General features: G+C 71.5%; 22 protein-coding genes. 6 read left to right on the top strand and 16 right to left on the bottom strand.

Annotated features, from left to right (window positions below):
- Positions 1-67: 67 nt before the first annotated feature.
- The 5 genes from ACFYXF_RS14655 to ACFYXF_RS14635 all read right to left on the bottom strand — a co-directional run bounded on the left by ACFYXF_RS14655 (position 68) and on the right by ACFYXF_RS14635 (position 4952).
- Positions 68-736, bottom strand: coding sequence for a response regulator transcription factor (locus ACFYXF_RS14655; protein WP_235472561.1), 669 nt, complete (start codon positions 734-736; stop codon positions 68-70).
- Positions 733-2091 carry a sensor histidine kinase gene (locus ACFYXF_RS14650; RefSeq protein ID WP_389349902.1) on the bottom strand — a complete coding sequence of 453 codons (1359 nt, stop codon included), beginning with the start codon at positions 2089-2091 and terminating at the stop codon, positions 733-735. Before ACFYXF_RS14650 ends, ACFYXF_RS14655 begins: the two co-directional genes overlap by 4 nt.
- A gap of 26 nt (positions 2092-2117) precedes the next feature.
- Complete coding sequence (locus ACFYXF_RS14645; protein ID WP_389349901.1) at positions 2118-2954, bottom strand: ABC transporter permease; 837 nt, start codon at positions 2952-2954, stop codon at positions 2118-2120.
- The gene (locus tag ACFYXF_RS14640) at positions 2954-3883 is read right to left on the bottom strand and encodes an ABC transporter ATP-binding protein (RefSeq protein WP_389349900.1); all 930 of its coding nucleotides are present in this window, start codon (positions 3881-3883) and stop codon (positions 2954-2956) included. Before ACFYXF_RS14640 ends, ACFYXF_RS14645 begins: the two co-directional genes overlap by 1 nt.
- Positions 3884-4085: 202 nt before the next feature.
- Positions 4086-4952, bottom strand: a complete 867-nt coding sequence (locus ACFYXF_RS14635) for an NAD-dependent protein deacetylase of SIR2 family (protein ID WP_389349899.1) — start codon at positions 4950-4952, stop codon at positions 4086-4088.
- A 108-nt stretch (positions 4953-5060) separates the two neighbouring features.
- On the opposite strand from ACFYXF_RS14635, the gene ACFYXF_RS14630 reads away from it, so the two are divergent.
- Positions 5061-6041, top strand: a complete 981-nt coding sequence (locus ACFYXF_RS14630; protein ID WP_389349898.1) for a helix-turn-helix domain-containing protein — start codon at positions 5061-5063, stop codon at positions 6039-6041.
- Here the strand turns inward: ACFYXF_RS14630 and ACFYXF_RS14625 are convergent.
- The 9 genes from ACFYXF_RS14625 to ACFYXF_RS14585 all read right to left on the bottom strand — a co-directional run bounded on the left by ACFYXF_RS14625 (position 6005) and on the right by ACFYXF_RS14585 (position 14871).
- Complete coding sequence (locus ACFYXF_RS14625) at positions 6005-6988, bottom strand: protein-ADP-ribose hydrolase (protein ID WP_389349897.1); 984 nt, start codon at positions 6986-6988, stop codon at positions 6005-6007. The two genes, ACFYXF_RS14630 and ACFYXF_RS14625, sit on opposite strands and share 37 nt — an antisense overlap.
- Before the next feature lie 114 nt (positions 6989-7102).
- A complete protein-coding gene (locus ACFYXF_RS14620) occupies positions 7103-7864 on the bottom strand; it encodes a nuclear transport factor 2 family protein (protein WP_389349896.1) in 762 nt (253 codons plus the stop codon).
- Between the two features lie 138 nt (positions 7865-8002).
- Positions 8003-8872, bottom strand: a complete 870-nt coding sequence (locus ACFYXF_RS14615; protein ID WP_389349895.1) for an SDR family oxidoreductase — start codon at positions 8870-8872, stop codon at positions 8003-8005.
- A gap of 138 nt (positions 8873-9010) precedes the next feature.
- A complete protein-coding gene (locus ACFYXF_RS14610) occupies positions 9011-9583 on the bottom strand; it encodes a hypothetical protein (protein ID WP_389349894.1) in 573 nt (190 codons plus the stop codon).
- Between the two features lie 25 nt (positions 9584-9608).
- The gene (locus tag ACFYXF_RS14605) at positions 9609-10532 is read right to left on the bottom strand and encodes an STM4011 family radical SAM protein (protein ID WP_389349893.1); all 924 of its coding nucleotides are present in this window, start codon (positions 10530-10532) and stop codon (positions 9609-9611) included.
- A 10-nt stretch (positions 10533-10542) separates the two neighbouring features.
- Positions 10543-11898, bottom strand: coding sequence for an STM4012 family radical SAM protein (locus tag ACFYXF_RS14600; RefSeq protein ID WP_389349892.1), 1356 nt, complete (start codon positions 11896-11898; stop codon positions 10543-10545).
- Complete coding sequence (locus ACFYXF_RS14595; protein WP_389349941.1) at positions 11895-12701, bottom strand: STM4013/SEN3800 family hydrolase; 807 nt, start codon at positions 12699-12701, stop codon at positions 11895-11897. Before ACFYXF_RS14595 ends, ACFYXF_RS14600 begins: the two co-directional genes overlap by 4 nt.
- 31 nt (positions 12702-12732) lie before the next feature.
- Positions 12733-13854 (bottom strand): STM4014 family protein, encoded by a 1122-nt coding sequence (locus ACFYXF_RS14590; RefSeq protein WP_389349891.1) that lies wholly within the window; start codon positions 13852-13854, stop codon positions 12733-12735.
- Between the two features lie 48 nt (positions 13855-13902).
- Complete coding sequence (locus tag ACFYXF_RS14585) at positions 13903-14871, bottom strand: STM4015 family protein (RefSeq protein WP_389349890.1); 969 nt, start codon at positions 14869-14871, stop codon at positions 13903-13905.
- Positions 14872-15118: 247 nt separating this feature from the next.
- Between ACFYXF_RS14585 and ACFYXF_RS14580 the strand changes: the two genes are divergently transcribed.
- The 5 genes from ACFYXF_RS14580 to ACFYXF_RS14560 all read left to right on the top strand — a co-directional run bounded on the left by ACFYXF_RS14580 (position 15119) and on the right by ACFYXF_RS14560 (position 19014).
- Positions 15119-15445 carry a hypothetical protein gene (locus tag ACFYXF_RS14580; protein ID WP_369036366.1) on the top strand — a complete coding sequence of 109 codons (327 nt, stop codon included), beginning with the start codon at positions 15119-15121 and terminating at the stop codon, positions 15443-15445.
- Between the two features lie 96 nt (positions 15446-15541).
- Positions 15542-16567: a DUF6745 domain-containing protein gene (locus ACFYXF_RS14575; RefSeq protein ID WP_389349889.1), complete on the top strand. Its 1026-nt coding sequence runs from the start codon at positions 15542-15544 to the stop codon at positions 16565-16567.
- A 58-nt stretch (positions 16568-16625) separates the two neighbouring features.
- Positions 16626-17396: a hypothetical protein gene (locus ACFYXF_RS14570; RefSeq protein ID WP_389349888.1), complete on the top strand. Its 771-nt coding sequence runs from the start codon at positions 16626-16628 to the stop codon at positions 17394-17396.
- Between the two features lie 116 nt (positions 17397-17512).
- Positions 17513-18490, top strand: coding sequence for an ABC transporter substrate-binding protein (locus ACFYXF_RS14565; protein ID WP_389349887.1), 978 nt, complete (start codon positions 17513-17515; stop codon positions 18488-18490).
- Positions 18487-19014 carry a hypothetical protein gene (locus tag ACFYXF_RS14560; RefSeq protein ID WP_389349886.1) on the top strand — a complete coding sequence of 176 codons (528 nt, stop codon included), beginning with the start codon at positions 18487-18489 and terminating at the stop codon, positions 19012-19014. Before ACFYXF_RS14565 ends, ACFYXF_RS14560 begins: the two co-directional genes overlap by 4 nt.
- Before the next feature lie 13 nt (positions 19015-19027).
- On the opposite strand, the gene ACFYXF_RS14555 is transcribed toward ACFYXF_RS14560, so the two are convergent.
- Positions 19028-20047, bottom strand: coding sequence for a Gfo/Idh/MocA family protein (locus ACFYXF_RS14555; protein WP_389349885.1), 1020 nt, complete (start codon positions 20045-20047; stop codon positions 19028-19030).
- Positions 20044-21069, bottom strand: coding sequence for a Gfo/Idh/MocA family protein (locus tag ACFYXF_RS14550; RefSeq protein ID WP_389349884.1), 1026 nt, complete (start codon positions 21067-21069; stop codon positions 20044-20046). The genes ACFYXF_RS14555 and ACFYXF_RS14550 overlap by 4 nt, the downstream gene beginning before the upstream one ends.
- Positions 21070-21111 lie beyond the last annotated feature (42 nt).

Raw genomic sequence — 21111 nt, 5'->3', positions numbered from 1 at the left:
GAGTGGGGGTCCCGCTCTGGGGGAGCGTGCCAGGCGTCGCGGGGCTGGCGGACGCCGCGGACACGGCCTAGGGCTTTGCCCTGACCAGTCCCGCGTCGTACGCAGTGATCACGGCCTGGATGCGGTCACGTGCGCCGATCTTCGCGAGGACGCGGCCCACGTGTTTCTTGACGGTGGACTCGGTCAGGACGAGCCGCTCGGCGATCTCGCTGTTCGTCCAGCCCTGTGCGATGGCGACGAGCACCTCGCGTTCGCGGTCGCTGAGCGTCCGCAGCCGGGGGTCGACGGCCGCCGGGGCGCCGGGCGGGGCGAGCACCTGGTGGGCGTAGGCGTCCAGTAGGCGGCGGGTAAGACGGGGTGCCACCACGGCGTCGCCGGTCGCGACGGCGTGGATGCCGGCGACGAGTTCCTCGGGGCGGGCGTCCTTGAGCAGGAAGCCGCTGGCGCCGGCACGCAGACCTTCGTAGGCGTACTCGTCGAGGTCGAAGGTGGTCACGATCAGGACGCGGGTGCGGCCGCCGGAGGCGATGATGCGGCGGGTGGCCTCCAGGCCGTCCATGCCGGGCATGCGGATGTCCATCAGGACGACGTCGGGGCGCAGTTCCGAGGCCAGCCGGACGGCCTCGGCGCCGTGCGCGGCCTCGCCGACCGGGGTCAGGCCGGGGGTGCCCTCGATGAGCATGCGGAAGCCCATGCGTTGCAGAGGCTGGTCGTCCGCGATCAGGACGGTGGTCATGGCAGCTGTTCTCCCGGTGCCGACGCGGCGGGCGCGGAGGGTGCGTCGAGGACGACGTCCACGAGCCAGCCGTGGCCGGTGTCGCGCGGTCCGATGGTGACGGCACCGCTGTACATGGCGGCCCGCTGGCGGATGCCGACCACCCCGTGACCGGCGTCGCCGGTCTGCGGCGCCGGTGCCGGGGACGCCCCCGGGGGCAGGCCGGTGTCCTCGACGCGTACCCGCACCCGGCCGGCGTCCGCGGCCACGGTGACCTCGGCGGCGGAGCCCGTACCCGCGTGCTTGAGCGTGTTGGTCAGGGCCTCCTGGACGATGCGGTAGACGGTGAGCTGGACGCCGCTGGTCAGCGAGTCGAGTTCGCCCACCGTCCGGTAGGTCACCGTCAGCCCCGCCGCACGGACCCGGGTCAGCAGAAGATCCAGGTCGCGGATGCCGGGCTGGGGGTTGAGCAGCCGTACGTCGTCCTCCTCCTCGCGCAGGACGCCCAGGACGCGGCGGAGTTCGCCCATGGCCTGGCGGCCGGTGTCGCCGAGGATGCGCAGCGCCTCGGCCGACTGTTCGCCCCGGTTGGTGGCGAGGGTGGCGGCGCCGTCGGCGACGCTGACCATGACGGAGAGGTTGTGGCCGACGATGTCGTGCATCTCGCGTGCGACCCGGGACCGCTCGGCGGCGGCGGTCAGCCGGACGCGTTGGTCGCGCTCGATCTCCAGACGGGCGGCCCGGTCCTCCAGCGCCGCCAGGTACATCCGGCGGATCCGGAGGGTCAGACCGACGGCGATGGCTGCGGTCGCCGTCCCCAGCAGGAAGAACATGGCGAGCAGCGGAGGATCGACGGGCACCAGGACGAACACGGCCAGGGCGACCTGGACGCCGGTCAGCGCGGCGGCCCAGCCCAGGATCCGCAACGACCCGTGCAGGGCCAGGCTGTACAGGGCGACGAGCGTGCTGAGTCCGGCCTGTTGCCAGATGTCCAGGGACCACTGGACGAGAGACACCAGCGCGATCACGAAGTACGTGACGGCGGGGGCTCTGCGCCGCCACCACAGCGGCACGACGAGCGCGACGGCGAAGGCGAGCAGCACGACGGTCGGGTGGTCGCTGGCGGGGGCCGCCTCCTCGAACGGGCCGTCTCTCTCGTCGGAGAACACATCGGGCAGGCTGGTGAGGGCGACGAACACCACTACCGCGGTGTCGAGCAGCCAGGGATGCCGTCGGTCCAGCCGCCGGCGGCGGCCCTGGTCGCGCAGCAGACGGCCCAGCAGCGGGTGCGTCCAGGCGGCGTCGAACCCGGAGGACGGCGGAACCGCCGCCTCCTGGTTCGGGTGCGCGGCGGCTGCCGTCCGCTCGGGGCTCATGACCCTCATTGTCCCCGCCCCGCGACTCACGCGTCGCTGCGGACCAGCCGGTAGGCCGCCCCCGCGAGGGTCAGCGCCACCCAGCCGGCGAAGACGGCGAGGCCCGCGCCGGGTGAGAGCGCGTCGGACGAGTCGTGCAGGGCGTACACGGCCGAGCCCGCGTTGCTGGGGAAGTACGGGTTGATGTTGTCGTACAGGGAGTCGGGCAGCAGCGAGGCCAGGCCGGGCAGGATGAGCAGGACACCGACGAGGACCGCGATGGCTCCGGCGGAGGAGCGCAGGAGCACGCCCAGGGCGACGCCGAACACGGCGACCAGACCGAGGTAGACACCGGCGCCGGCCAGACTGCGCAGTACGCCGTCGTCGCTCAGGGACAGGGCGATCTTCTCGCCGTCGAGACCGAGGGTGCCCAGCTGGAAGGCGGCCAGTGCGCCGATGGTGGTGAGGACCAGGGCGACGGGTCCGATCACGGCGGCCTTGGACCACAGGACGGGCAGTCGGCGCGGCACCGCGGTGAGGGTGGAACGGATCATGCCGGTGCTGTACTCGCCCGCCGACAGCAGCACCCCGAGCACACCCACGGCCAGCGAGGCGAAGGTCACCCCGAGCAGCGCCAGGCTGACCGCGTCCTGGGTGCCGTCGCCCGGGCCGCCGGGCGGGCCCCCGTCGGCGACGGCGTCCGGGCTGTAGGTGGCGGAGGCGATGGCCCCGAGGGCGACGAGCAGGAGCAGGGAGACGCCCAGGGTGATCCAACTGGAGCGCAGCGACCAGAACTTGGCCCACTCCGAACGCAGTACCCGAAGGCCGGTCACCTTGTGCACCGTCGTGCGGGCGGGAGCCGCGGAAAGGGTGTCGGTGGTCATCAGGCGGCCTTTCGTGCGGTGTCGGCGGGGGCGCTCTGGTATTCGACGGCGTCGTGGGTGAGGGCCATGAAGGCCTCCTCCAGGGAGACGGACTGCGGGGTGAGTTCGTACAGCGCCACCCCGTGCTCGGCGGCGACCGCCCCGATCTCCCGGGCGCTCCGCCCCGACACCACCAGTTCCTCGGCGGAGGACGAGGTGATCGTGACGTCCGGGCCCGCCAGCAGCGAACGCAGCCGGACAGCCTCGGCGGTGGAGACCTTCACGCCTCCGCCGCCCGCCTCCCGGGTGAAGTCGTCGACCGTCGTGTCCGCGAGGAGGCGGCCACGGCCGATGATCACGAGGTGGTCGGCGATCAGCGCGGTCTCGCTCATCAGGTGCGAGGAGAGCATCACCGCCCGGCCCTCGTCGGCGAGGCTCCGCAGCAGATTCCGTACCCACAGCACGCCCTCGGGGTCGAGGCCGTTGACCGGTTCGTCGAGCATGACGATCGCCGGGTCGGCGAGCAGCGCCGAGGCGATACCGAGCCGCTGGCCCATACCGAGCGAGAAGGCACCCACCCGCTTGCCCGCCACGCTGGTCAGCCCCGCCAGCTCGATGACCTCGTCCACCCGACTGCGGGAGATGCCGTGGGTGTGGGCCAGCGCCATCAGATGGTTGAACGCGGTACGCCCCGGGTGGACGGACTTGGCCTCAAGGAGGGAGCCGATCTCGTGCAGGGGCGCCGCGTGCTTCGCGTAGGAGCGTCCGTTGACCGTGACCGAACCGCCCGTCGGGGAGTCCAGCCCGATGATCATGCGCATGGTCGTGGACTTGCCCGCCCCGTTGGGCCCCAGGAAGCCGGTCACCTCGCCCGGTTTGACGGTGAAGCTCAAGTGGTCGACGACCGTCTTGTCGCCGTACCGCTTTGTCAGCTCACGCGCTTCGATCATGGAAGTGGCCTCTCCTGCCTCGAACGCAACCTCGCACACGGCCGCTTTGGACGCGACCGCCGACGCCCTGCGGCATCTGCTGTCGAAGCTACGAGAACGGCAGGTCCCGGCCGTGGGACCACAGGGGACACTTCGGTGGCCGGGTGGTACCGCGGTACCACTGGCGTGTCCTTCGCAGGCGGTACGTCGACGCCGGGATCCGTCAGGCGACAGGGCCGCCCAGCAGCCGGTCCGCCCCGAAGGGGAGGGACAGCGCGCGCTCGCCCAGATCGCCGGGGACCTCCGGGTGGTCGGGGTTGAGCCGGACGAGGCGGGCCCCAGGAGTGTGGCGTACGACGTTCTCCATGGGCCATCGGATCACACCGGGGGTGTTGAACCCGGCCCCGATCTCGACGACGAGCAACCGGTCGTCCGTGGGCCTCTGGTCGAGCCAGTGGGCCAGCCGCTCCCCGGCGGGCAGATGGGCGTCGTCGACGAACTCGGGGCCGACCCGGACATTGGGAAAGACCTCGCCACCGCAGTCGGGGCAGCGGGGCAGGGCCTCGGGGTCGGTCACCCGGCCGCTCTCACGGTCGTACGCCGCGAGGACCCTGTCGAGGAACGGCTTGCTGGACCATGTCTCGCGCGTGCACGGCACCGTGCACTGGAGCCGGCCGTAGTCGCCCTGCGGGGTGAAGACACGGTCGGCGGCGAAGCCGTTGCGGACGAACAGCGCGTCGACGTTGGACGTCATCACCCAGTGGTCGCGGTCGCCGACCAGGGTCCGCAGGCGCCGGTAGAGCGGGTTCGGGGCGGGGTCGTAGCGGATGTCGTCGATGTGGACGGCCCAGTAGCCCCACATCATGTCCGGCGGCAGCGGCACACCCAGCAAATAGCGCGAGCGCAGGCCCAGCCGGTGCAGGGCGGGAAGGAGCTGCCGGAAGCGTTCGGCGTCGCCGTAGTCGTAACCGGCGGCCGCGCTGAGGCCCGCGCCGGCCGCGACCAGGACGCGGTCCGCCTCTCCCAGCCACTCATGGAACGTCCCGCCGGCCTGTGCGGCGGTCAGAGGGGTGTTGCTCGTGGCGTTCACGTGACCTTAGTGCCCTTTCCGTTTTCTGCCGCACGGGCACCCTGCCGGTGCGGTGCGATCATCAACGTACGAGGCGAAGCGGATGCGAGCCGGATACACTTCCGACCGATGATGGCCAAAAACCGACACAGTGCCGCGAGGGAGATCCCCGAGGTCCCCTTCGCCGCCCCCGCGGGTACGCCCGCAGGTGTCGAGGCGATGTCGCTGGCCGACCTGCGCGGGCGAGTGCCGGGCCACACCCTCTCCCGGCCGCAGCGCCCCGACTTCCATCACCTGCTCACGCTCACCGCGGGCGACCTCTCGCACACCGTGGACTTCACCGCCCACGCCCTCCGGCCGGGCTCCTGGCTGTGGGTGCGCCCCGGGCAGGTGCAGCAGTGGGGCGACCTCACCCGGGCCGAGGGCACCCTGATCCTCTTCCGGCAGGACTTCCTCGACGCGGCGACCGTGTCGGCGGCCCGCGTCGACGACCCGCACGCACCCGTCGTCAGCACGCCCGTCGCCGCCGACGCGCGGGCGCTCGACCTCGCGGTGGAGCATCTGAGCCGTGAGTTCCACGCCCTCGGCCAGCTGCCGCTGGACGTGCACGTGGCGGCCCTGCGCCATCTCCTGGCGGTTCTCGTGCTGCGGCTGGCCCACCTCACGGTGCCGGCCGGCGGCCCCGTACCGGAGCCGGACGAGACATATCTGCGGTTCCGGGACGCGGTGGAACAGCACTTCACCCGGACCCGGCGGGTGGAGGACTACGCCCACCTGCTCGGCTACTCCCCGCGCACGCTGGCCCGCGCCACGCTGGGCACTGCCGGGCTCAGCGCCAAGGAGTTCGTCGACCGGCGGGTCGTCCTGGAGGCCAAGCGGCTGCTGGCCCACAGCGACCGGACGGCGGCCCAGATCGCGGCGCAGCTCGGCTTCGCCAACCCGTCCCAGTTCAGCAAGTACTTCCTGCACCGGGTCGGGCGGTCACCGATCGACTTCCGGGAGGTCGTCCGGGGGCGTGCGGAGGGGCTGCCACCGGGCGCCGAGCAGGACACCCAGCGCGGCGACGCGCCGTCTCAGAGACCCGCCGAGGAACGCAACGCGCGCCGGTAGGCGCTCTCGTCGGCCGCCTCGAACACCGTGAACACGACCCGGTCGAACCGCTCGGGACGGGCGTCGAGCCAGTCGGCGACCGCGCGCAGGGCGATGGGGGCCGCCTGGTCCTTGGGGTAGCCGAAGACCCCGGTGCTCACGGCGCACAGGGCGACCGTACGGATGGATTCCACCTCGGCGGCAAGGTCCAGACAGGCCCGGTAGGAGGAGGCGAGCGCCTCCGCGTCGCTCGCGCGCGGGCGGCCGTCGGTGACGGGACCGACGGTGTGCAGGACGTAGCGGGCGGGGAGGTGATAACCCCGGGTGATCTTGGCTGTGCCGGTCGGCTCGGAGGCGCCCTGGAGTGTGACGACGGTCCGGCAGTCGTCCCGCAGCCGTGGCCCGGCGGCGCTGTGGATGGCGTTGTCGATACAGGCGTGCAGGGGCTGGAAGCAGCCGAGCAGGGCGCTGTTGGCGGCGTTGACGACGGCATCGGCCGCGAGCGTGGTGATGTCGCCCCGCCACAGCGCGGTGGACTCGGCCGCACGGTACGTCGTGCGGGGGAACTCCCCCGCGATCGTGGGGAGTTGGGCTGCTCGCACCGTCGGCCGGAGCCCGCGTTCCGTGCCGAGGACGGCGTCCACCGCGTCGCGGGCCCCGTCCGGCAGCGCGCCGGGCGGGCGCACGGTCAGCAAGGCGCCCAGAAGCCGGCGGCGAGCCGTGGCGTCGGTGGCCGAGAGGTCCCGCAGGGAGTCGGCCCGCAGCCCGAGCCGGGGCACGGCCGGGTCGGTGCTGAGCAGCCGCAGCGCCGTGCGCACCCGCTCGTCCAGCCGATCCGCCGGTACGGGATCCGCGGACGGCTGGAACGGCTCGTCCAGGGCGATCGAGGCGCGGTAGGCGGCCAGGGGCAGTACCGAAGGCTTCCCGGTGAGGCCGCTGTACGGGGGCGAGGGCGGCGACATCGTCATGGCAGGCTCCGATGCGGAGGGTGGGAAAGACGGGCTGGGCGACGGGACGACGTCCATGCCGGTGCCCGGCCGGCGTGCGTCGTGACGCGTGTCGGCCGGGCACCGGGAGGATCGTCAGAACAGGCCGTTGCCGTGCGGGAGTTCGGCCGGCACCGGTGCGATGACGTCCCAGTGCTCGACGATCCTGCCGTCGGCGAGACGGAAGAGGTCGTAGTAGGCGACGGGCACGCCGAACTCGCCCTCGGACTGCGTGAGGACGAAGTCGCCCTCGGCGATGACCTTGTGAACCGTCTTGTAGACCAGGTTCTTGCCCTGCTCGGCCCACTTCGCGGCGGCGGCGCCGAAGCCGTCCAGGCCGTCGGCGGCCTCGGTGTTGTGCTGGTGGTAGGTCTCGGTGGACATGTAGTCGGTCAGGACCGAGTAGTCGGCGCCGACGAGGACCTTCTCCGCGAACTCCGTGACCAGGGCCCGGTTGGCGTCGGTCCTGTCGGTGTCGCTGATCTCCGCTGGCCCGTCGGTCTGGGAGCGGCCCGAGACGGTGTCCTCGACCTGCGGGGTCAGGGCGTCCCAGTGCTCGGCCAGCCTGCCGTCGGCGTCGACGCGGAAGATGTCGAAGCCGACGAGCGGGTCGGGGCCGAAGCCGTGGTACGTGCCGTGCAGGGCGACCAGGTCGCCGTCGGCGATGACCCGGGCGCCCTCGTAGCGGAAGTCGGCGCCGAGCCCGGCGACCAGCCCGCGCAGCGCTTCGGGGCCGTCGGCGGCGAGGGAGCTGTGCTGCTTGTAGTCGGCGGCGACCCAGCGGTCCACGGCCGAGGGGTCCTTGTCGCCGAAGAGTGCCGTGGCGGCCTGCAGAACCGTGTTCTTCGCGTTGCTCATGACTGTCTTCCTAGCTTGTGGATCCGCACGGGGTGATCTGGGCGGTGTATTCAAACTAGGTCGGGAGGGCACGGTTGACCGGGCCCAATGGTGACCTTTGATGGTCAAAAAGCGACAGCGCGGGCTTCGGCGGTGGGTTCAGTCCTTGATGGCGCGAACGACGTCCGCCAGGGATGTGGCGGGGCGGCCGGTGAGGAAGGGCACCGCGTCGCTGACACCGTCGAGCTGGCCGGCCGCGATGGCCGTGTAGGTGGACACCCACGCGTCGAGCTGCCAGGGCGGGGCGCCGTAGGAGGCACGGGAGGCGTACGCCTCCTCGACCGTCTCGGGCTGGTAGGTGATGCTGCGCCCGAGCACCTCGGACACGATGCGGGCGGCGTCGTCCAGCGTCAGGGACTCCGGCCCCGTCAGGTCGTACACGGCACCGACATGGTCGCCCGGACGCGTCAGGACCGCGACCGCCGCGTCGGCGATGTCGTCCTGCGAGACGAAGGCGGCCCGTCCCTGCCCGGCCGGACCACGGATCACACCGTCCTCTCCCGCCAGTTCGGGCACGAACTCCGCGTACATGTTGTCGCGCAGGAAGGTGTACGCCATCCCGCTGGTGCGGATGTGCTCCTCGGTATGGAAATGGTCGCGGGCCAGCGTGAACGTCGCATAGGGCGCGGCGCCGAAGAACGACACGTACACCAGGTGCTCGACACCCGCCTGGGCCACGCTGTCCACGAAGGCCTTGTGCTGGTCGAGCCGGTCGGCGCTCTCGGAGGCGGACACCATGAACACGGTCTTCGCGCCGCGCAGTCCACGGACGACGGCGTCGTGGTCGCCGAAACCGCCGCGGATCGCCGTGGCACGGGGGAGGTCCGGTGCCCGCTCGGGGCTGCGCACCAGCAGCCGCTGCGCGATGCCCCGCTGGGCCAGGCGGCGGGCGACACGTCCGCCGAGGCGTCCCGTGGCCCCGGTGACCACCAGTGCCGATTCGGAGAGTTCGGTGGGCAGTTCGGTCATGGCTGGCATCACTTCCGGTCGGGTCGGGGTGAGCGGCTCGGGCGGGGGGATCGCGCCGGGTGTATTGAATCCGGCGCGGATCCGCGGGACGGGCAGCCTGGCACCGCTGGGCGCGTCGCCGTCCCTCTCCGGGGAGCCTCAGAGGGCGAAAGCCTCCGTCAGGCGCACGTTGTAGCCGTCCTCCTCCATCAGGACGACCGTAACCCCGAAGGGGGAAGGATGGTCGATCTCGAGCGGGACGAAGGAGTAGTCGACGGCGGCCCGGACCGGCGGGATCAGTTCGCCGTCCTGCTGGGGCTCGGGTGCGAGCAGCCACTGCGGCTCGACCGTGGCCAGGCCCTCGGGGGAGTGGCCGAGGGGCTGCTCGGCGTACGGGAACCGGTGCAGGGTGTGGCCGTCCTTCGTGGCGTGCACCAGGTTCAGGCACGGCGCCGGGCCGCTGACCGGCAACTCGCACAGGGCGGCGACGTCCCGGGTCTCCCAGGCGAGGACGACCTCGTCGGCGCCGGCCGCCGCGGCGATGTTCGACAGCTGGGCGATGCCGGTGAGCGCGTCCTTGCCGGTCTCGACGGGACGCAGCCAGATCAGACCGACCAGTTCGCCGCGGACCAGCGGCATGATGACCGGACGGGGCACGGCACCCTCGCCCAGACCCGCGGTGTACGCGTTCCTCATCGATGCGGCCAGTGCGTCCCAGGTCTGCGTGTCCACGAACTTCCTCTCACCCACAACACGTTCACGACTCGGGCGACCCTGTCACGCCGGCCGTCGTCGACGCCAACTCGGACGGGACCAGCGGCAGGAGCGGCCGGTCCGGGAGAGTACTCGGCACGCGCTCCAGGATGCCGCCCGCGAACACGTCGTACAGCGGCAGCGTCTCCAGATGCACGTAACCGATGTGGCAGTCGCACACCTTCAGCGGGCAGGCCCGGGGGCCGAGCGCGGCACGGTACGAGCCGTCGTACAGATTTCCCAGCTCCGTACGGACGAAATGGCAGCGGCGTACCGTGCCCTCGCCGTCCACCGAGAGGACCGACTCACCGGTGCGGCACGGCAGGCCCGCCGAGCGGTGCGGGTGGCGGCTGAACGGGAAGAGCGGGTCCAGCGCCGTCCACCGGCCGGCCTCCTCGTCCGTGTAGGTGTGCCCTTCGGCGGCGTTCACCCACAGATAGACGTGCTCCGGCAGCGCCGCGCGCAGCCGTCGCGCGTGCTCCAGATGATCCGGCACGCCGACGACACCGACGCTGAAACGGACCCCGAGGGCGGACAGCTCGTACGTCTTGGCCAGGAACCGGTCGTACGGCGTCTGCCCGGGATGGTAGGTGCACCACAGGGCGACGGTGTCGCGGTCCGCGTCCGCCAGCCAGTCGGTGCGGCAGCTCAGGTTGGTCTGGATGGCGACCCGTCGTATGTGCGGCTGGTGCGAGAGGTCGACGAGAGCACGTCGGTACCAGGAGCGGACGAGTCCCTCGCCCCACGGGGTGAAGAGCACCGAAAGCCGGTCCTCCCGCTGCTCGCCCGCCCACCCGGTGAACCGCTCCAGCGCCGCACGGTCGGCGCGGAGTTGCGCCGTGCTGTCGCGTCGCTTCGCGAACGGGCAGTAGGGGCAGTCGTAGTCGCAGGAGGAGAGCGGCCCCCGGTAGAGCAGCGTCAGATCCACGGAACCCCGCTCACTTGGTCTCGTAGGCGGCCATGGCGGCGCGCACGTCCGGGGAGAAGAACTCGGGGCCTATGGCGTCCGAGTGCGCCAACCCCTCGGCGGACAGCCGCAGTTGTCCCTCCTGACCGTCGTCGAGCCAGCCACGGGAGTCGAGGGTGTCCAACTCGGCTGGGAAGTCGGCGTACGGGTCGGAGCCGAACCGCAGCCGGTACTCCGCGACGGGCATGCCCTGGGCCTGGAGCAGCGACTGCAGCAGATGCCGACGCCGTGCCTCGTCCTCGTCGACCCAACGCCCGTGCAGCGCGCGGGAGAAGTCGGTGGTGGCCGTGTAGTCGTCGATGATGCCGCGTATCTCGCCCATCGACACGGCGTAGTCGAAGGAGTAGTGCAGCCGGGAGGTGTACGAACGGGCGCCGCAGCCCAGGCCGATCATGCCGTCGGTCTGGCAGGCGTAGTCGTCCGGACCCTGTGGCGGCGCGTCCGAGCGCCGGAACATCCGCATCGACACCTGCTCGTAGCCCTGGGCGAGGAGATGGTCCCGCCCCTCCCGGTAGCGGCGCAGGCGCTGCTCGTCCCACTCCCGGTCGGCCGCCGCCGGGTCGACGCGGCGGCCGAGACCGGTGAGCGGGCGGATGTAGAGGGGGTACAGATAGATCTCCTCGGGGCGCCAGGCCAGGGCCGCGTCGAGGGAGTAGCGCCAACTGGCCGCGGTCTGCCCGTCGATGCCGTAGATCAGATCGATGTTGAGGACGGGGATGGCGGCCTCACGGATCCGGGCCAGCGCCGCCTCGACATCGGACCTGTGCTGCGGGCGTACGGCGGCCCGCGCCTCCTCCTCGACGAAGCTCTGGACGCCCAGACTGAGGCGGGTGGTGCCCCGCTCGGCCAGCACCGCCAGCCGGTCGGCCGTGGCCGTGGAGGGCGACGCCTCCACGGACAGCGGGACGGCCCGCAGGTCGACGCCCATCTCCCGCTCGGCGATGTCGCACAGCCGTTCCAGCTCCGTGGCCTCCAGGAAGGTCGGAGTCCCGCCGCCGAACGCCGCGTTGGCGAACCGCGGGGGTTCCGCGTCGCCCAACGCCTCGCGGACGGCGGCGGCTTGACGCTGTACGGCGTCCAGATAACGGCCCGTCAGACCGTCGGGCGCGCCGATGCGCGTGAACAGGTTGCAGAAGCCGCAGCGGATCTCGCAGAACGGGATGTGCAGATACAGCGACAGGGATTGCCGGGACTCCCCGGACCACAGGTCCGCGAGCCGGGGGCTTGTGGGCAGCTTCCGGTAGGCGGTCTTGTGCGGGTACGCGTACGTATAGCTCTGGTACGGGCGAGGTGAGCGGACGGAGGTGTCCGGTGCGGTGACGGTCATACGGACGGCTCCAGGAAGAAGTGGCCGTAGGGCACGGTCCATACGGACTCGTGGCCGAGGCGGTGGCCGGTGTAACCGTCGTCCCCGTAGGCGGTGCCGTGGTCGGAGCAGACGATGGCGAAGCAGCGGCGGCGCGAACTCATCGCCGAGAACAGCCGCCCGACATGGCGGTCGACGTACTCCAGCGCGGCGGCGTGGGTGGCCCGGCTGTCGCCCGCCTCACGGGTCGCGCCGGGCAGGTGGAACCAGTTCGGCTGGTGCAGTGCCGAGGCGTTCAGGAAGAGGAACAGCCGCTGCTCGGGCGGCAGTTCGGACACCGTCTTCTCGGCGCGTGCCACCTGCGCCTCGAAGGAGGTCGGGGAGGCCACGGAGAACTCCGGCTCCCAGTGGCTCTCCTGGAAGAACCCGGGCAGTACGTCACCCAGGGCGCCCTGCTTGTTGAAGAAGCCGACGCCGCCGACGCACACCGTGCGGTACCCGTGCGCGGCCAGGCCGGACACGAGGTCCGGGGTGTCGAAGACGTACGTACCGTCCGCCGTGGTCTCGCTGCCCGCGAACTTGGCCGCGAACAGGCGCGGATGCGGTCCTGGTCCTGCCGGGGTGGGCAGGAAGCCCGCGAACATCGCCTGGTGGGAGGCGTACGTGAAACTCCCCGGCGCGTGCCGCTTCTCCCAGACGCCGCCCGGCAGACGCGCGGTCAGATTGGGCAGCCGCCCGGCGGTCGCGAGTTCGACGGCCACGTCGTACCGGAGGGTGTCCAGGGTGAGGAGGAGCAGGTCGTCACGGCCCACCACCTCGTTCATGTCCGGCCCGGCGGCCGGGGCGGGGGAGGGTTCAGACGGTGGCATGGGCGGTCCTCGGCAGTGAGAAGGAAGGGGCCGCCGCGACCTGTGCGGCGTACGTGTCCAGGCCCTCGGCCCCGCTGCCCGGCAGGCCGGTCAGCCGGGGGAGCAGATCGCCGAACGCGTTGACCTCGCCGACGGCGAAGCGGCGCCAGCCGACGGCCGGCAGGAGGTCGACACCGACGCACAGGGTGCCGGGGAAGCAGGCCGCGGCCCGTTCACTGGTTTCGAGAGCCGTGGCCCACCGGTCACCGGCCAGCGCCCGTACGGCCGCCAGATCGCCGCGTGTCCCGCCGAGATGCAGATTGGTCAGCGGGGAGCGGCTCGTGCGGACCACGGCGTGGGTGGTCCGGCCGCCCACGACGACGATCCGCAGATCCGCCGACCGGCCGCCGAGCGAGGCCTTCGGCAGCCACCGCTCGATGTGCAGCCCGTCCGGGGCGAGCGTGTCGACGATCGCGGCGATCTCCCGCTCCTCGGTATAGCGGCGCACACGCAGGGAGTTGTGGAGCCGTCCCTCCTCGGCGCGCTCCACGGACGTGGTCGCGCGGATCCGCCCCGACGCGGCCGTCTCGATCGCCAGCACACCGGAGGCGGAGGAACCGTGCGCGAGCTTGACGAAGACACGCCGCAGGTCCGCCTCCGCCATGAGGCGCCGTACGTCCGCCCAGTCCCGCACCGGCGGTACGTCCCCGGAGGTGGGCGACGGCGGCACCGGCACGCCCGCCCGGGCGAGCCGGTCGTGACACAGCCGCTTGTCGAACATCACGGCCAGCTCCACCGGGTCGTCGAGCCGTCGCCCGCCGCGCAACGAGGCAACGCCCTCCAGGAACCGCCCGTACCAGCGCGCGGACCCCTCCACCCGCGTCGGATCGTCGACCCCACGCAGCAGGACGTCCACCTCGGCACTCTCCCCCGGAGAGTCGAGGCGGACCAACTCGTCGTCCGCGAAATCGTGTCCGCCCCCACGCAGCACGTCGTGCCACTCGACCACACGAGGCGTGCCATGACCGGCGGCCTCCGCTGCCGCCGCGAACAGGCTCACCCGACGGTTGTCCCCATTGGCGACCACCGCCCACCTCGGCGGGGCATCCCCCGGCCCCCTGCGCCCCATGGTGCTCACCTTCCCCCCTTCGTTCCCGCCTCCGGAGCCCGGAGCGCGCTACTCGCCCACCGCGACGAACCGCCAGACCGTGCCGTCCTCCTCCTCGTCGGAGTCGGCGTCGTCGGGATCGGCGTCGACCTCCACACCGGCGGGCTCCAGCGTCTCCAGCAGCCGCGTGCGCAGCTCCTCGCTGAGGTAGTTGTGGTGCAGGTCGAGCTTCTTGAGATGAGTCAAGGGCTGACCGGTCAGCAGCGCCGTGGCGCCGTCGTCGGTGAGCACGCCCATCGAGACGTCGAGAACCTCCAGGCGCGCCACCACCGGCGCGGACGCGAGCGCCGTACAGATGGCGTCCTGGATCTCGCTGTTGCGCAGGGCGAGATGGGTCAGGCTCGGCAGCCTCGTGCCCGCGAAGAAGGGCTCCAGGTCGGCCACGTCGGCGTCGCCCCCGTACTCGGACGTGCCCAGCCACAGGTCGAGTTCGACGAGGGCGGGCAGATCGCTGCCCGCGATGCCGCGCACCACCTCGACGGGCATGCCCCCGGTCTCGACCGTCAGGCTGCGCAGCCGCTCGTGCCGGACGGCGGGGAAGAGCAGCTCACTGCCCCCGCGGACGCCGAACTCCTCCAGGTCGGGAAAGGCCTCCAGGAGGGGAGTGACGTCGCCCTGGTTGATCCAGGAGATCTCGCACTCCTCCGACAGCATGTCGCCCAGGAACACGCCGCGCAGGTTCGACAGTCGGTCGCGGGCCGCGACCAGCGCCTTGATCACCTCGTCCGGGCCGCTGTCGTACGCATCGCTCCACGTGCCGACGATCAGGGCGCGGACCTTACGGGTGTCCACGGCCTCCAGGAAGCGGGCGAAGGCGTCCTCCCACTCCTCATTGGAGTCGTAGGAGCCCACGGAGAGGCGCCAGGCGACGGACTCCGGCGACGGGAAGGCGGACACGTCCGCCTGTGTGTCACCGGCGTCGGGGAAGGCGAAGGCCGGCAGGCCGTGGAATTCCTGGAGGTGGCTACCGAGGGTCATGCGTGCCTGCTCCCTGATGCTGGGTCCGGTGGATCGGCGGTCGTGATTCCCGTCCTGGCGCGCGCCGATCGCGTCCAGGTAGAGGAGTTGTACCAAGCCCCACTGACAACGCCGCCAACTGGGGCCTCCCGCAAGGTGAAGCGGATCTTCGGCGACCCGTGGACGACTGCGCCGAGGACCGATTGTCAGTGCCCGCCTCTACGGTCGTTCCCATGGCACACGGAGTGCCGCATCGGGAGGGAGACCCATGTACCGGCAGGGAGACGTACTGATCGTGGCGCTGGCGGAAGGCGCGGTGCCGGAGTACGCGGTCGACGCGGCGTCCGAACCGCGCGACGGCCGAGGCCGACTCGTCCTGGCGCTCGGCGAGGTCACCGGGCACGCCCATGCGGTGGCCGGTCCGGGACGGCTGATCCGCGAGGCCGGAGTCTTCGGCCCGATGCTCCTGCACGTACCCGAGGGCGCGCGCGTCGTCCACGAGGAGCACGCGGCGATCACGCTCCCGAAGGGCTGGTACCGGGTGATCCGGCAGCGGGAGTACGTACCGGGTTCGGTGCGCGTCGTCGCCGACTGAGCACGCCCCGGGCACATGTGCGGGACGAACGAAGCGAAAGGGCCGGACGGCATGGGGATGCGGGCCGGCGACAGCACTTGGAGAGGAACGGCACTGATGGACCAGGGCAGTTGGCGGACGGCGGCGGCAGCGACGGGACCGGGCGACCGGGCGGCGGCCGAGGAAGGCGTCCGACTCGCCTACCGGCGCGCGGGACTGGCGGAACCCGAGCGGATCGTGTGGGCGCGCTCGCCCCTCGAAGCCGTACGGATGCTCATGACGGCGACGCAGCCGGACGGCTCGCCTCTGGGCACCCTCGGCGCCGGAGTCCGCGACGCCGTGTGGAGCGCGCCCTGGGCCGCCGAACGGGGGCGACTGCACGCGGAGTTGGGCCCGGAGCGGTGGAGCGGGCACTGGCGGGCCACGGGGGCCGGACTGTGGGAGTCGACCCGCACACTCGTCGACCGGGTGCGGGCGGGAATCGTCGAGGAACTCGCCACCGACCGCAAGGAGGAGGCGCGGGTCCGTCTGCTGCTTCTGGACGCCGCGCTGGGGCAGCACGACGCGGCCTGGCTGTGCGCGTTCGAGCCCGGTGACGACAGCCCGCTGGCCGGCCTGGCCGCCGTGGCGCGCGACGCGGGCTGGTGGTGGCCCTACGAGAAGACGGCGATCCTCAGCGAACGCCCGCTGACCCTGCACCGCGACGAGGCGGGCCGCCTGGACCGGGGCGACGGCCCGGCCCTCGGCTACACGGACGGGTTCGAGCTGTACGCCTGGCGTGGCATGCCCGTCCCGAAGGACTTCCTGGACGAACTGACCGCACTGACCCCGGAACGCATCCGCGACGAGGAGAACGCCGAACTCCGCCGGGTGATGCTGGAGTTCTACGGCTACGACCGGTATCTGGAGGAGTCCGGCGCGGTCCCCGTCCACCGCGACGAGACGGGCGTGCTGTGGCGGGTCCAACTCGTCGGCGACGAGGACGTGGTGATGGTCGAAGTCGTCAACTCCACACCTGAACCGGACGGGTCGAGCCGTACGTACTGGCTGAGGGTGCCGCCGACGACCCGTACGGCCCGTGAGGGAGTGGCCTGGACGTTCGGTGTCGCCGCGGAGGTGTACGAGCCTCTGCGGCAGACGTGAACGGGGGCAGTGCTGCGATCATCCTGACGAAGGTGGAAGGCACGGCCGAGGGAGCGGGATGATTTCTGAGCCGGAGATGGCGGGGGAGTTCGGTGGAGTCGACACCCGCGAGGTGGTGGGCGGCTTCGACGAGGAGGAGCCGGGTGGGGAACTCCGGCCGCGAAGGCCGTGGCAGTGGGCGCTGGTAGGGGCGGTGATGGCGTCGGTCCTCTGGGCGGCGGCGCTGTTCCTGTACGGAGGGGGCGATGGAAAGCCGGACCTGAGCGGGTACCAGCTGAAGCAGGACCCCTGCCCGTCGCTGCGGTTGAAGGCGATCGGCGCGGTGATCTCGCCGCGAGAGCCCACCACCAAGGCCGATTCCGGGCTGCTGCGCCATGCCGCCCTCGACCAGATCCAGTGCTCCATACCTCTCCGGTTCCTGGCCGGCTCGGAGCAGTCCGGGAAGGGCTGGTTCACCGGCTACACCGTCGGAATAACGGTGGCACTGCACAAGAAGACCGACCCCGGCGCGGAATTCGAGGCACGACGACGGGTGACCGACGACGGCGTTCTTCCCGAGGAACAGGTCAAGGCAGTTCCGGACCTCGGTGACAAGGCGTATCTCCTGACCCGGGACAACGGCAATGCGGAGTTGCGGGTGTTGGACGGCGGAGCGGTCCTCTCGCTGGATCTCTCCGTCTTCACGTACTACCAGAGCGAGCGCGAGAGTGAGAGCGAGAGCCAGGACGAGAACGCGGTCGGTGACGGGCCGGAACTCCCCGACCTGTCCTTGTACCGGTCGGCCATGATCACTGACATGCGTGACCTGATGGCGAGCCTCAAGCGATGACCGCGGCGCCGGGCGGCGGCCTCTGTCCGGAGTGCTGACAGCGGGAACATAGGTGTGTACATTGCGGCCGTCAAGAAAGTGCCCAACATCTGGTGTTGCTTCCTCAGGAGGGGCCCATGCAAAGGCGCATTCTCGGACTTGCCGCAGTAGTGATCACCGTCGTCGGCGCGGCCGGATGCGGGTCGTCGGACCCGGCGGACAGCGGTTCGTCGTCCTCGGGCGGCAGCGGGACCACGAAGGTCAAGGTCGGCATCATCCCCATCGTCGATGTGGCCCCGCTCTATCTCGGCCAGAAGCAGGGGTTCTTCAGCAGTCGCGGCATCGAACTGGAGATGGTGAGCGCCCAGGGCGGCGCGGCGATCATCCCCGGTGTGGTGAGCGACCAGTTCCAGTTCGGGTTCAGCAACACCACGTCGCTGATGATCGCCCAGGTCAAGGGCGTACCGATCAAGTCCGTGGTCAACGGCGCGGCCTCCAACGGCAAGGTCGGGGGCGATGTCACCGGAGTGGCCGTCAAGAAGGACAGTGCCGTGAAATCGGCCAAGGACCTTGCCGGGCGGACGGTGGCGGTGAACACGCTCAAGAACATCGGGGACACCACGGTCCGCGAGTCGGTCCGGCTGGCCGGCGGCGACCCCTCGAAGGTCAAGTTCGTCGAAATACCGTTCGATCAGATGCCGGCCGCACTGGACGGCGGGCGGGTCGACGCCGCGTGGATGGGCGAGCCCGCGATGACCGTCGCCAAGGCGCAGGGCGCCCGTGTCGTGGCCTCGCCGTTCGCCGAGACGGACCCGAAGCTCACCGTCGCGACGTACTTCACCTCCACCCAGCTCACGAAGCGGAAGCCCGACCTGGTGAAGAAGTTCGCCGAGGCCATGAGCGAGTCGCTGCGGTATGCCACCGACCACCCGGACGAGGCACGCCAGATCCTCACCACGTACACGAAGATCAGCGGCGACGTCCTCACCAAGCTCACACTGCCCAACTGGCCGGCGGAGATCGACATGGCCTCGCTGGAGAAGCTGGCCTCCCTCGGCGAGACCGACGGCCTCTTCGACGGCAAGAAGCCCGACCTGACCGCCCTGTTCTCATGACCCGACCGGACACGGAGCCGATGACCGCCATCGAGGACATCGAGGAACAGGTCGCCCTGGTCGACGCGGCCCTCCGGCCCCTCGCGAATCGGCTGGTGGACACCAGCGATCCCGACTGGGCGGACAAGATGCGGCAGCGCCCGGCCCCCATGGACGAGGCGGGCGTCCGGGCGGAGGCCGAGTCCGCGCTGCGGGCCCTGCTCGCCGTCTACGCGCAGGGCGACGAGGCGCTCCGCGTGTCCGTGCGCGGGCTCTTCTCCCGCTACACCTCCTTCCGTTGGGCCGCACACCTGCCCGTCGAACCCACCCCCGAAGGCTTCCGGCAGCGGCTGCTGCACATGTCCGCCGTCGACCACGGCAACGACACCCGCGACGAACTGCTCTCGCTGCGCGACCTGTGCGCGGACGCGCGGACGGCCGGGATCGACATCCGGCCGATCCTGACCGAGGTCGCGGAACTGTCCAGCCGCGAGAACAAGTGCGGGATGGGATCCATGCGGGACATCCTGCTCGGCGCGGCCTAGAGCTTTCCCGCCCCTACCCCACCGGCAGCGCGACCGGCTGACCCGTGCGCAGTGACTCGTAGGCCGCCAGCACGATCCGGAGGGTGCGCAGGCCCGCTTCGCCGTCGGGGGAGGGCCGCCGCCCCGTGCGTACGGCGTCCAGGAACTCGTCGAGCATGGCGGCGTCCAGATCCGCCCCGCCCGCCTCCCAACGGCCGCGCCCGGTAACGGAGTTGAAGCCGCCGAGCAGAGGAGGGAAGGCGTCGAACTCCACGATCGCCTTCTCGGCGACGCAGGTCATGGCGAGCCCGCCCCAGGTCGGATGGTCCGGCGGATGACTCCAACTGGCGTCCACGGCGGCGACCAGCCCGCCTGGGTATCGGATGGTGACCAGCCCGGCCGTCTCCACGTCCGGTGCGGGGCCGCCGTCGTCGAGGACGCTGTTCGCCTGGGCGTACACCTCCGTCGCCTGCTCGCCGTCCAGCAACGCGTCCACCAGGTCGGCGATGTGGACGGTGTGATCGGCCAGCGCGCCGCCGCCCGACAGTTCGGGGTCGGCGAACCAGGGGTGCGAACGGGCCGGATTCGAGCCGTTGTTGGCGCCGTGGACGCTGATCAGCCCGCCGAGCGAGCCGTCGGCCAAGGCGCCGCGCAGGGCGGTGAACGCGGGGCTGAACCGTACGGGATACGCGGTCATCAACCGCACCCCGGCCCGGGCACAGGCGTCGATCATGGCCAGGGCGTCCGCCTCCGTCGTCGCGAGGGGCTTCTCGCACAGCACATGAGCCCCGCTCGCGGCGGCCCGTTCGACCAGGTGCCGGTGGCGGGCGTTCTCGCTGGTGACCACGACGGCGTCGGGGCGCAGCGCGAACACCTCGTCCCAGGTGTCGGCGTAGTCGGCGCCGAGCCCCTCGGCGAGGGCCCGGCCACGGGTGGGGTCGCCGGGCGGGGCCTCGGGGTCGGCGGTGATCAGTTCGATGCCGTCGCGGTCGCGCAGCAGCCTGATGTAGGTCGCGGCGTGCAGATGGGCGAAGGACAGTACGGCGACTCTCACTGCTCGATTCCCTTCGTGCGTACGGTGGTTGCCGGTAGGGCGATCGACACGGCCCGTCCGGTACGCGCCGACTCGGCGGCGGCTTCCGCGACACGGACGGCCGCCACACCGTCCCGGCCGCTCACCCGGGGCTCCGGACCGCCCGCGAAGGCCTCGGCGAACTCACGGATCTGGGTGACGTAGGGCGACTCCCCGAAGTCCCCGGCCGGTATGCCCGCCGCCGGACCACTGGACAAGGCGCCGGTGATCCGCAGATCCAGATGAGCCAGGGAGTCGTGCTCGACGGTGCCGCCGGTGCCCGACACATGGAAGGTCGTACGGAACGGCGTTGCCGGTGGCCCCCACACGCCCACGACCTGGGAGATCGTGCCGCTCACGTGGGTGAGCACAGCCGTACCGGTGGCGACCGCCCCTTCCGGCGCCGGGGCGGTGAGATGCCCCTGCTGCCGGGCGTGCACCCGGACGACGTCGCCGAAGAGCCAGCGGGCGATGTCCATGTCGTGGATCATCTGGTCCGTCAGGATCCCGCCGGAACGCGCCGGGTCGGCGAACCAGCCGCTCCAGGTGGGATAGCGGCCGGTCCGGGTGAACCGGGCGACCGCCACCCGTCCCAGGCCGCCCCCGGCGACGAGGCGGCGCAGTCGGGCGTACGCGGGGAAGAAGCGCACGACATGGCCCGGGTACAGGCGCACCCCGGCCGCCTCCGCCGCGTCGGCCATCTCCTCCGCCTCGGCCGCGCCGAGCGCGAGGGGTTTCTCGCACAGGACATGGGCCCCGGCCGCCACGGCGGCCAGCGTGATCTCCCGGTGGGTGTCGGTCGGGGTGCACACGTCCACCACGCCGGCCCCGTCGAGCGCCTCACCCAGGGAGCCCACGGATGTCGCGCCGAACTCGCGGGCCAGGGCGGGCGCTCGGTCGTCGGGCGCGTACAGGCGTACCCGCGCGCCGAGGGCCGTCCACGCGGGCAGATGCGTGCGGGCGATGCCGCCCGCGCCGATCAGCGCGACTTCGAGTTCTGCCATGGAAATCTCCGACCTCCTGTGGGTACGTGTCCGGGTGCGGGG

Origin of the sequence: Streptomyces sp. NPDC002680, assembly GCF_042889145.1 — a bacterium.
GTDB lineage: Bacteria > Actinomycetota > Actinomycetes > Streptomycetales > Streptomycetaceae > Streptomyces > Streptomyces adonidis.
This window is presented reverse-complemented; position numbering and strand designations above follow the sequence as displayed.

Excerpts from the sequence above, each read along its gene's own strand:
- ACFYXF_RS14570 (WP_389349888.1), top strand. The coding sequence starts at position 16,626 with ATGATTTCTGAGCCGGAGATGGCGGGGGAGTTCGGTGGAGTCGACACC.
- ACFYXF_RS14560 (WP_389349886.1), top strand. The coding sequence starts at position 18,487 with ATGACCCGACCGGACACGGAGCCGATGACCGCCATCGAGGACATCGAG.
- ACFYXF_RS14550 (WP_389349884.1), bottom strand. The coding sequence starts at position 21,069 with ATGGCAGAACTCGAAGTCGCGCTGATCGGCGCGGGCGGCATCGCCCGC.
- ACFYXF_RS14600 (WP_389349892.1), bottom strand. The coding sequence starts at position 11,898 with ATGACCGTCACCGCACCGGACACCTCCGTCCGCTCACCTCGCCCGTAC.
- ACFYXF_RS14590 (WP_389349891.1), bottom strand. The coding sequence starts at position 13,854 with ATGGGGCGCAGGGGGCCGGGGGATGCCCCGCCGAGGTGGGCGGTGGTC.
- ACFYXF_RS14565 (WP_389349887.1), top strand. The coding sequence starts at position 17,513 with ATGCAAAGGCGCATTCTCGGACTTGCCGCAGTAGTGATCACCGTCGTC.
- ACFYXF_RS14580 (WP_369036366.1), top strand. The coding sequence starts at position 15,119 with ATGTACCGGCAGGGAGACGTACTGATCGTGGCGCTGGCGGAAGGCGCG.
- ACFYXF_RS14595 (WP_389349941.1), bottom strand. The coding sequence starts at position 12,701 with ATGAACGAGGTGGTGGGCCGTGACGACCTGCTCCTCCTCACCCTGGAC.
- ACFYXF_RS14585 (WP_389349890.1), bottom strand. The coding sequence starts at position 14,871 with ATGACCCTCGGTAGCCACCTCCAGGAATTCCACGGCCTGCCGGCCTTC.
- ACFYXF_RS14630 (WP_389349898.1), top strand. The coding sequence starts at position 5,061 with ATGATGGCCAAAAACCGACACAGTGCCGCGAGGGAGATCCCCGAGGTC.
- ACFYXF_RS14655 (WP_235472561.1), bottom strand. The coding sequence starts at position 736 with ATGACCACCGTCCTGATCGCGGACGACCAGCCTCTGCAACGCATGGGC.
- ACFYXF_RS14615 (WP_389349895.1), bottom strand. The coding sequence starts at position 8,872 with ATGACCGAACTGCCCACCGAACTCTCCGAATCGGCACTGGTGGTCACC.
- ACFYXF_RS14645 (WP_389349901.1), bottom strand. The coding sequence starts at position 2,954 with ATGACCACCGACACCCTTTCCGCGGCTCCCGCCCGCACGACGGTGCAC.
- ACFYXF_RS14620 (WP_389349896.1), bottom strand. The coding sequence starts at position 7,864 with ATGAGCAACGCGAAGAACACGGTTCTGCAGGCCGCCACGGCACTCTTC.
- ACFYXF_RS14575 (WP_389349889.1), top strand. The coding sequence starts at position 15,542 with ATGGACCAGGGCAGTTGGCGGACGGCGGCGGCAGCGACGGGACCGGGC.
- ACFYXF_RS14640 (WP_389349900.1), bottom strand. The coding sequence starts at position 3,883 with ATGATCGAAGCGCGTGAGCTGACAAAGCGGTACGGCGACAAGACGGTC.
- ACFYXF_RS14650 (WP_389349902.1), bottom strand. The coding sequence starts at position 2,091 with ATGAGCCCCGAGCGGACGGCAGCCGCCGCGCACCCGAACCAGGAGGCG.
- ACFYXF_RS14625 (WP_389349897.1), bottom strand. The coding sequence starts at position 6,988 with ATGACGATGTCGCCGCCCTCGCCCCCGTACAGCGGCCTCACCGGGAAG.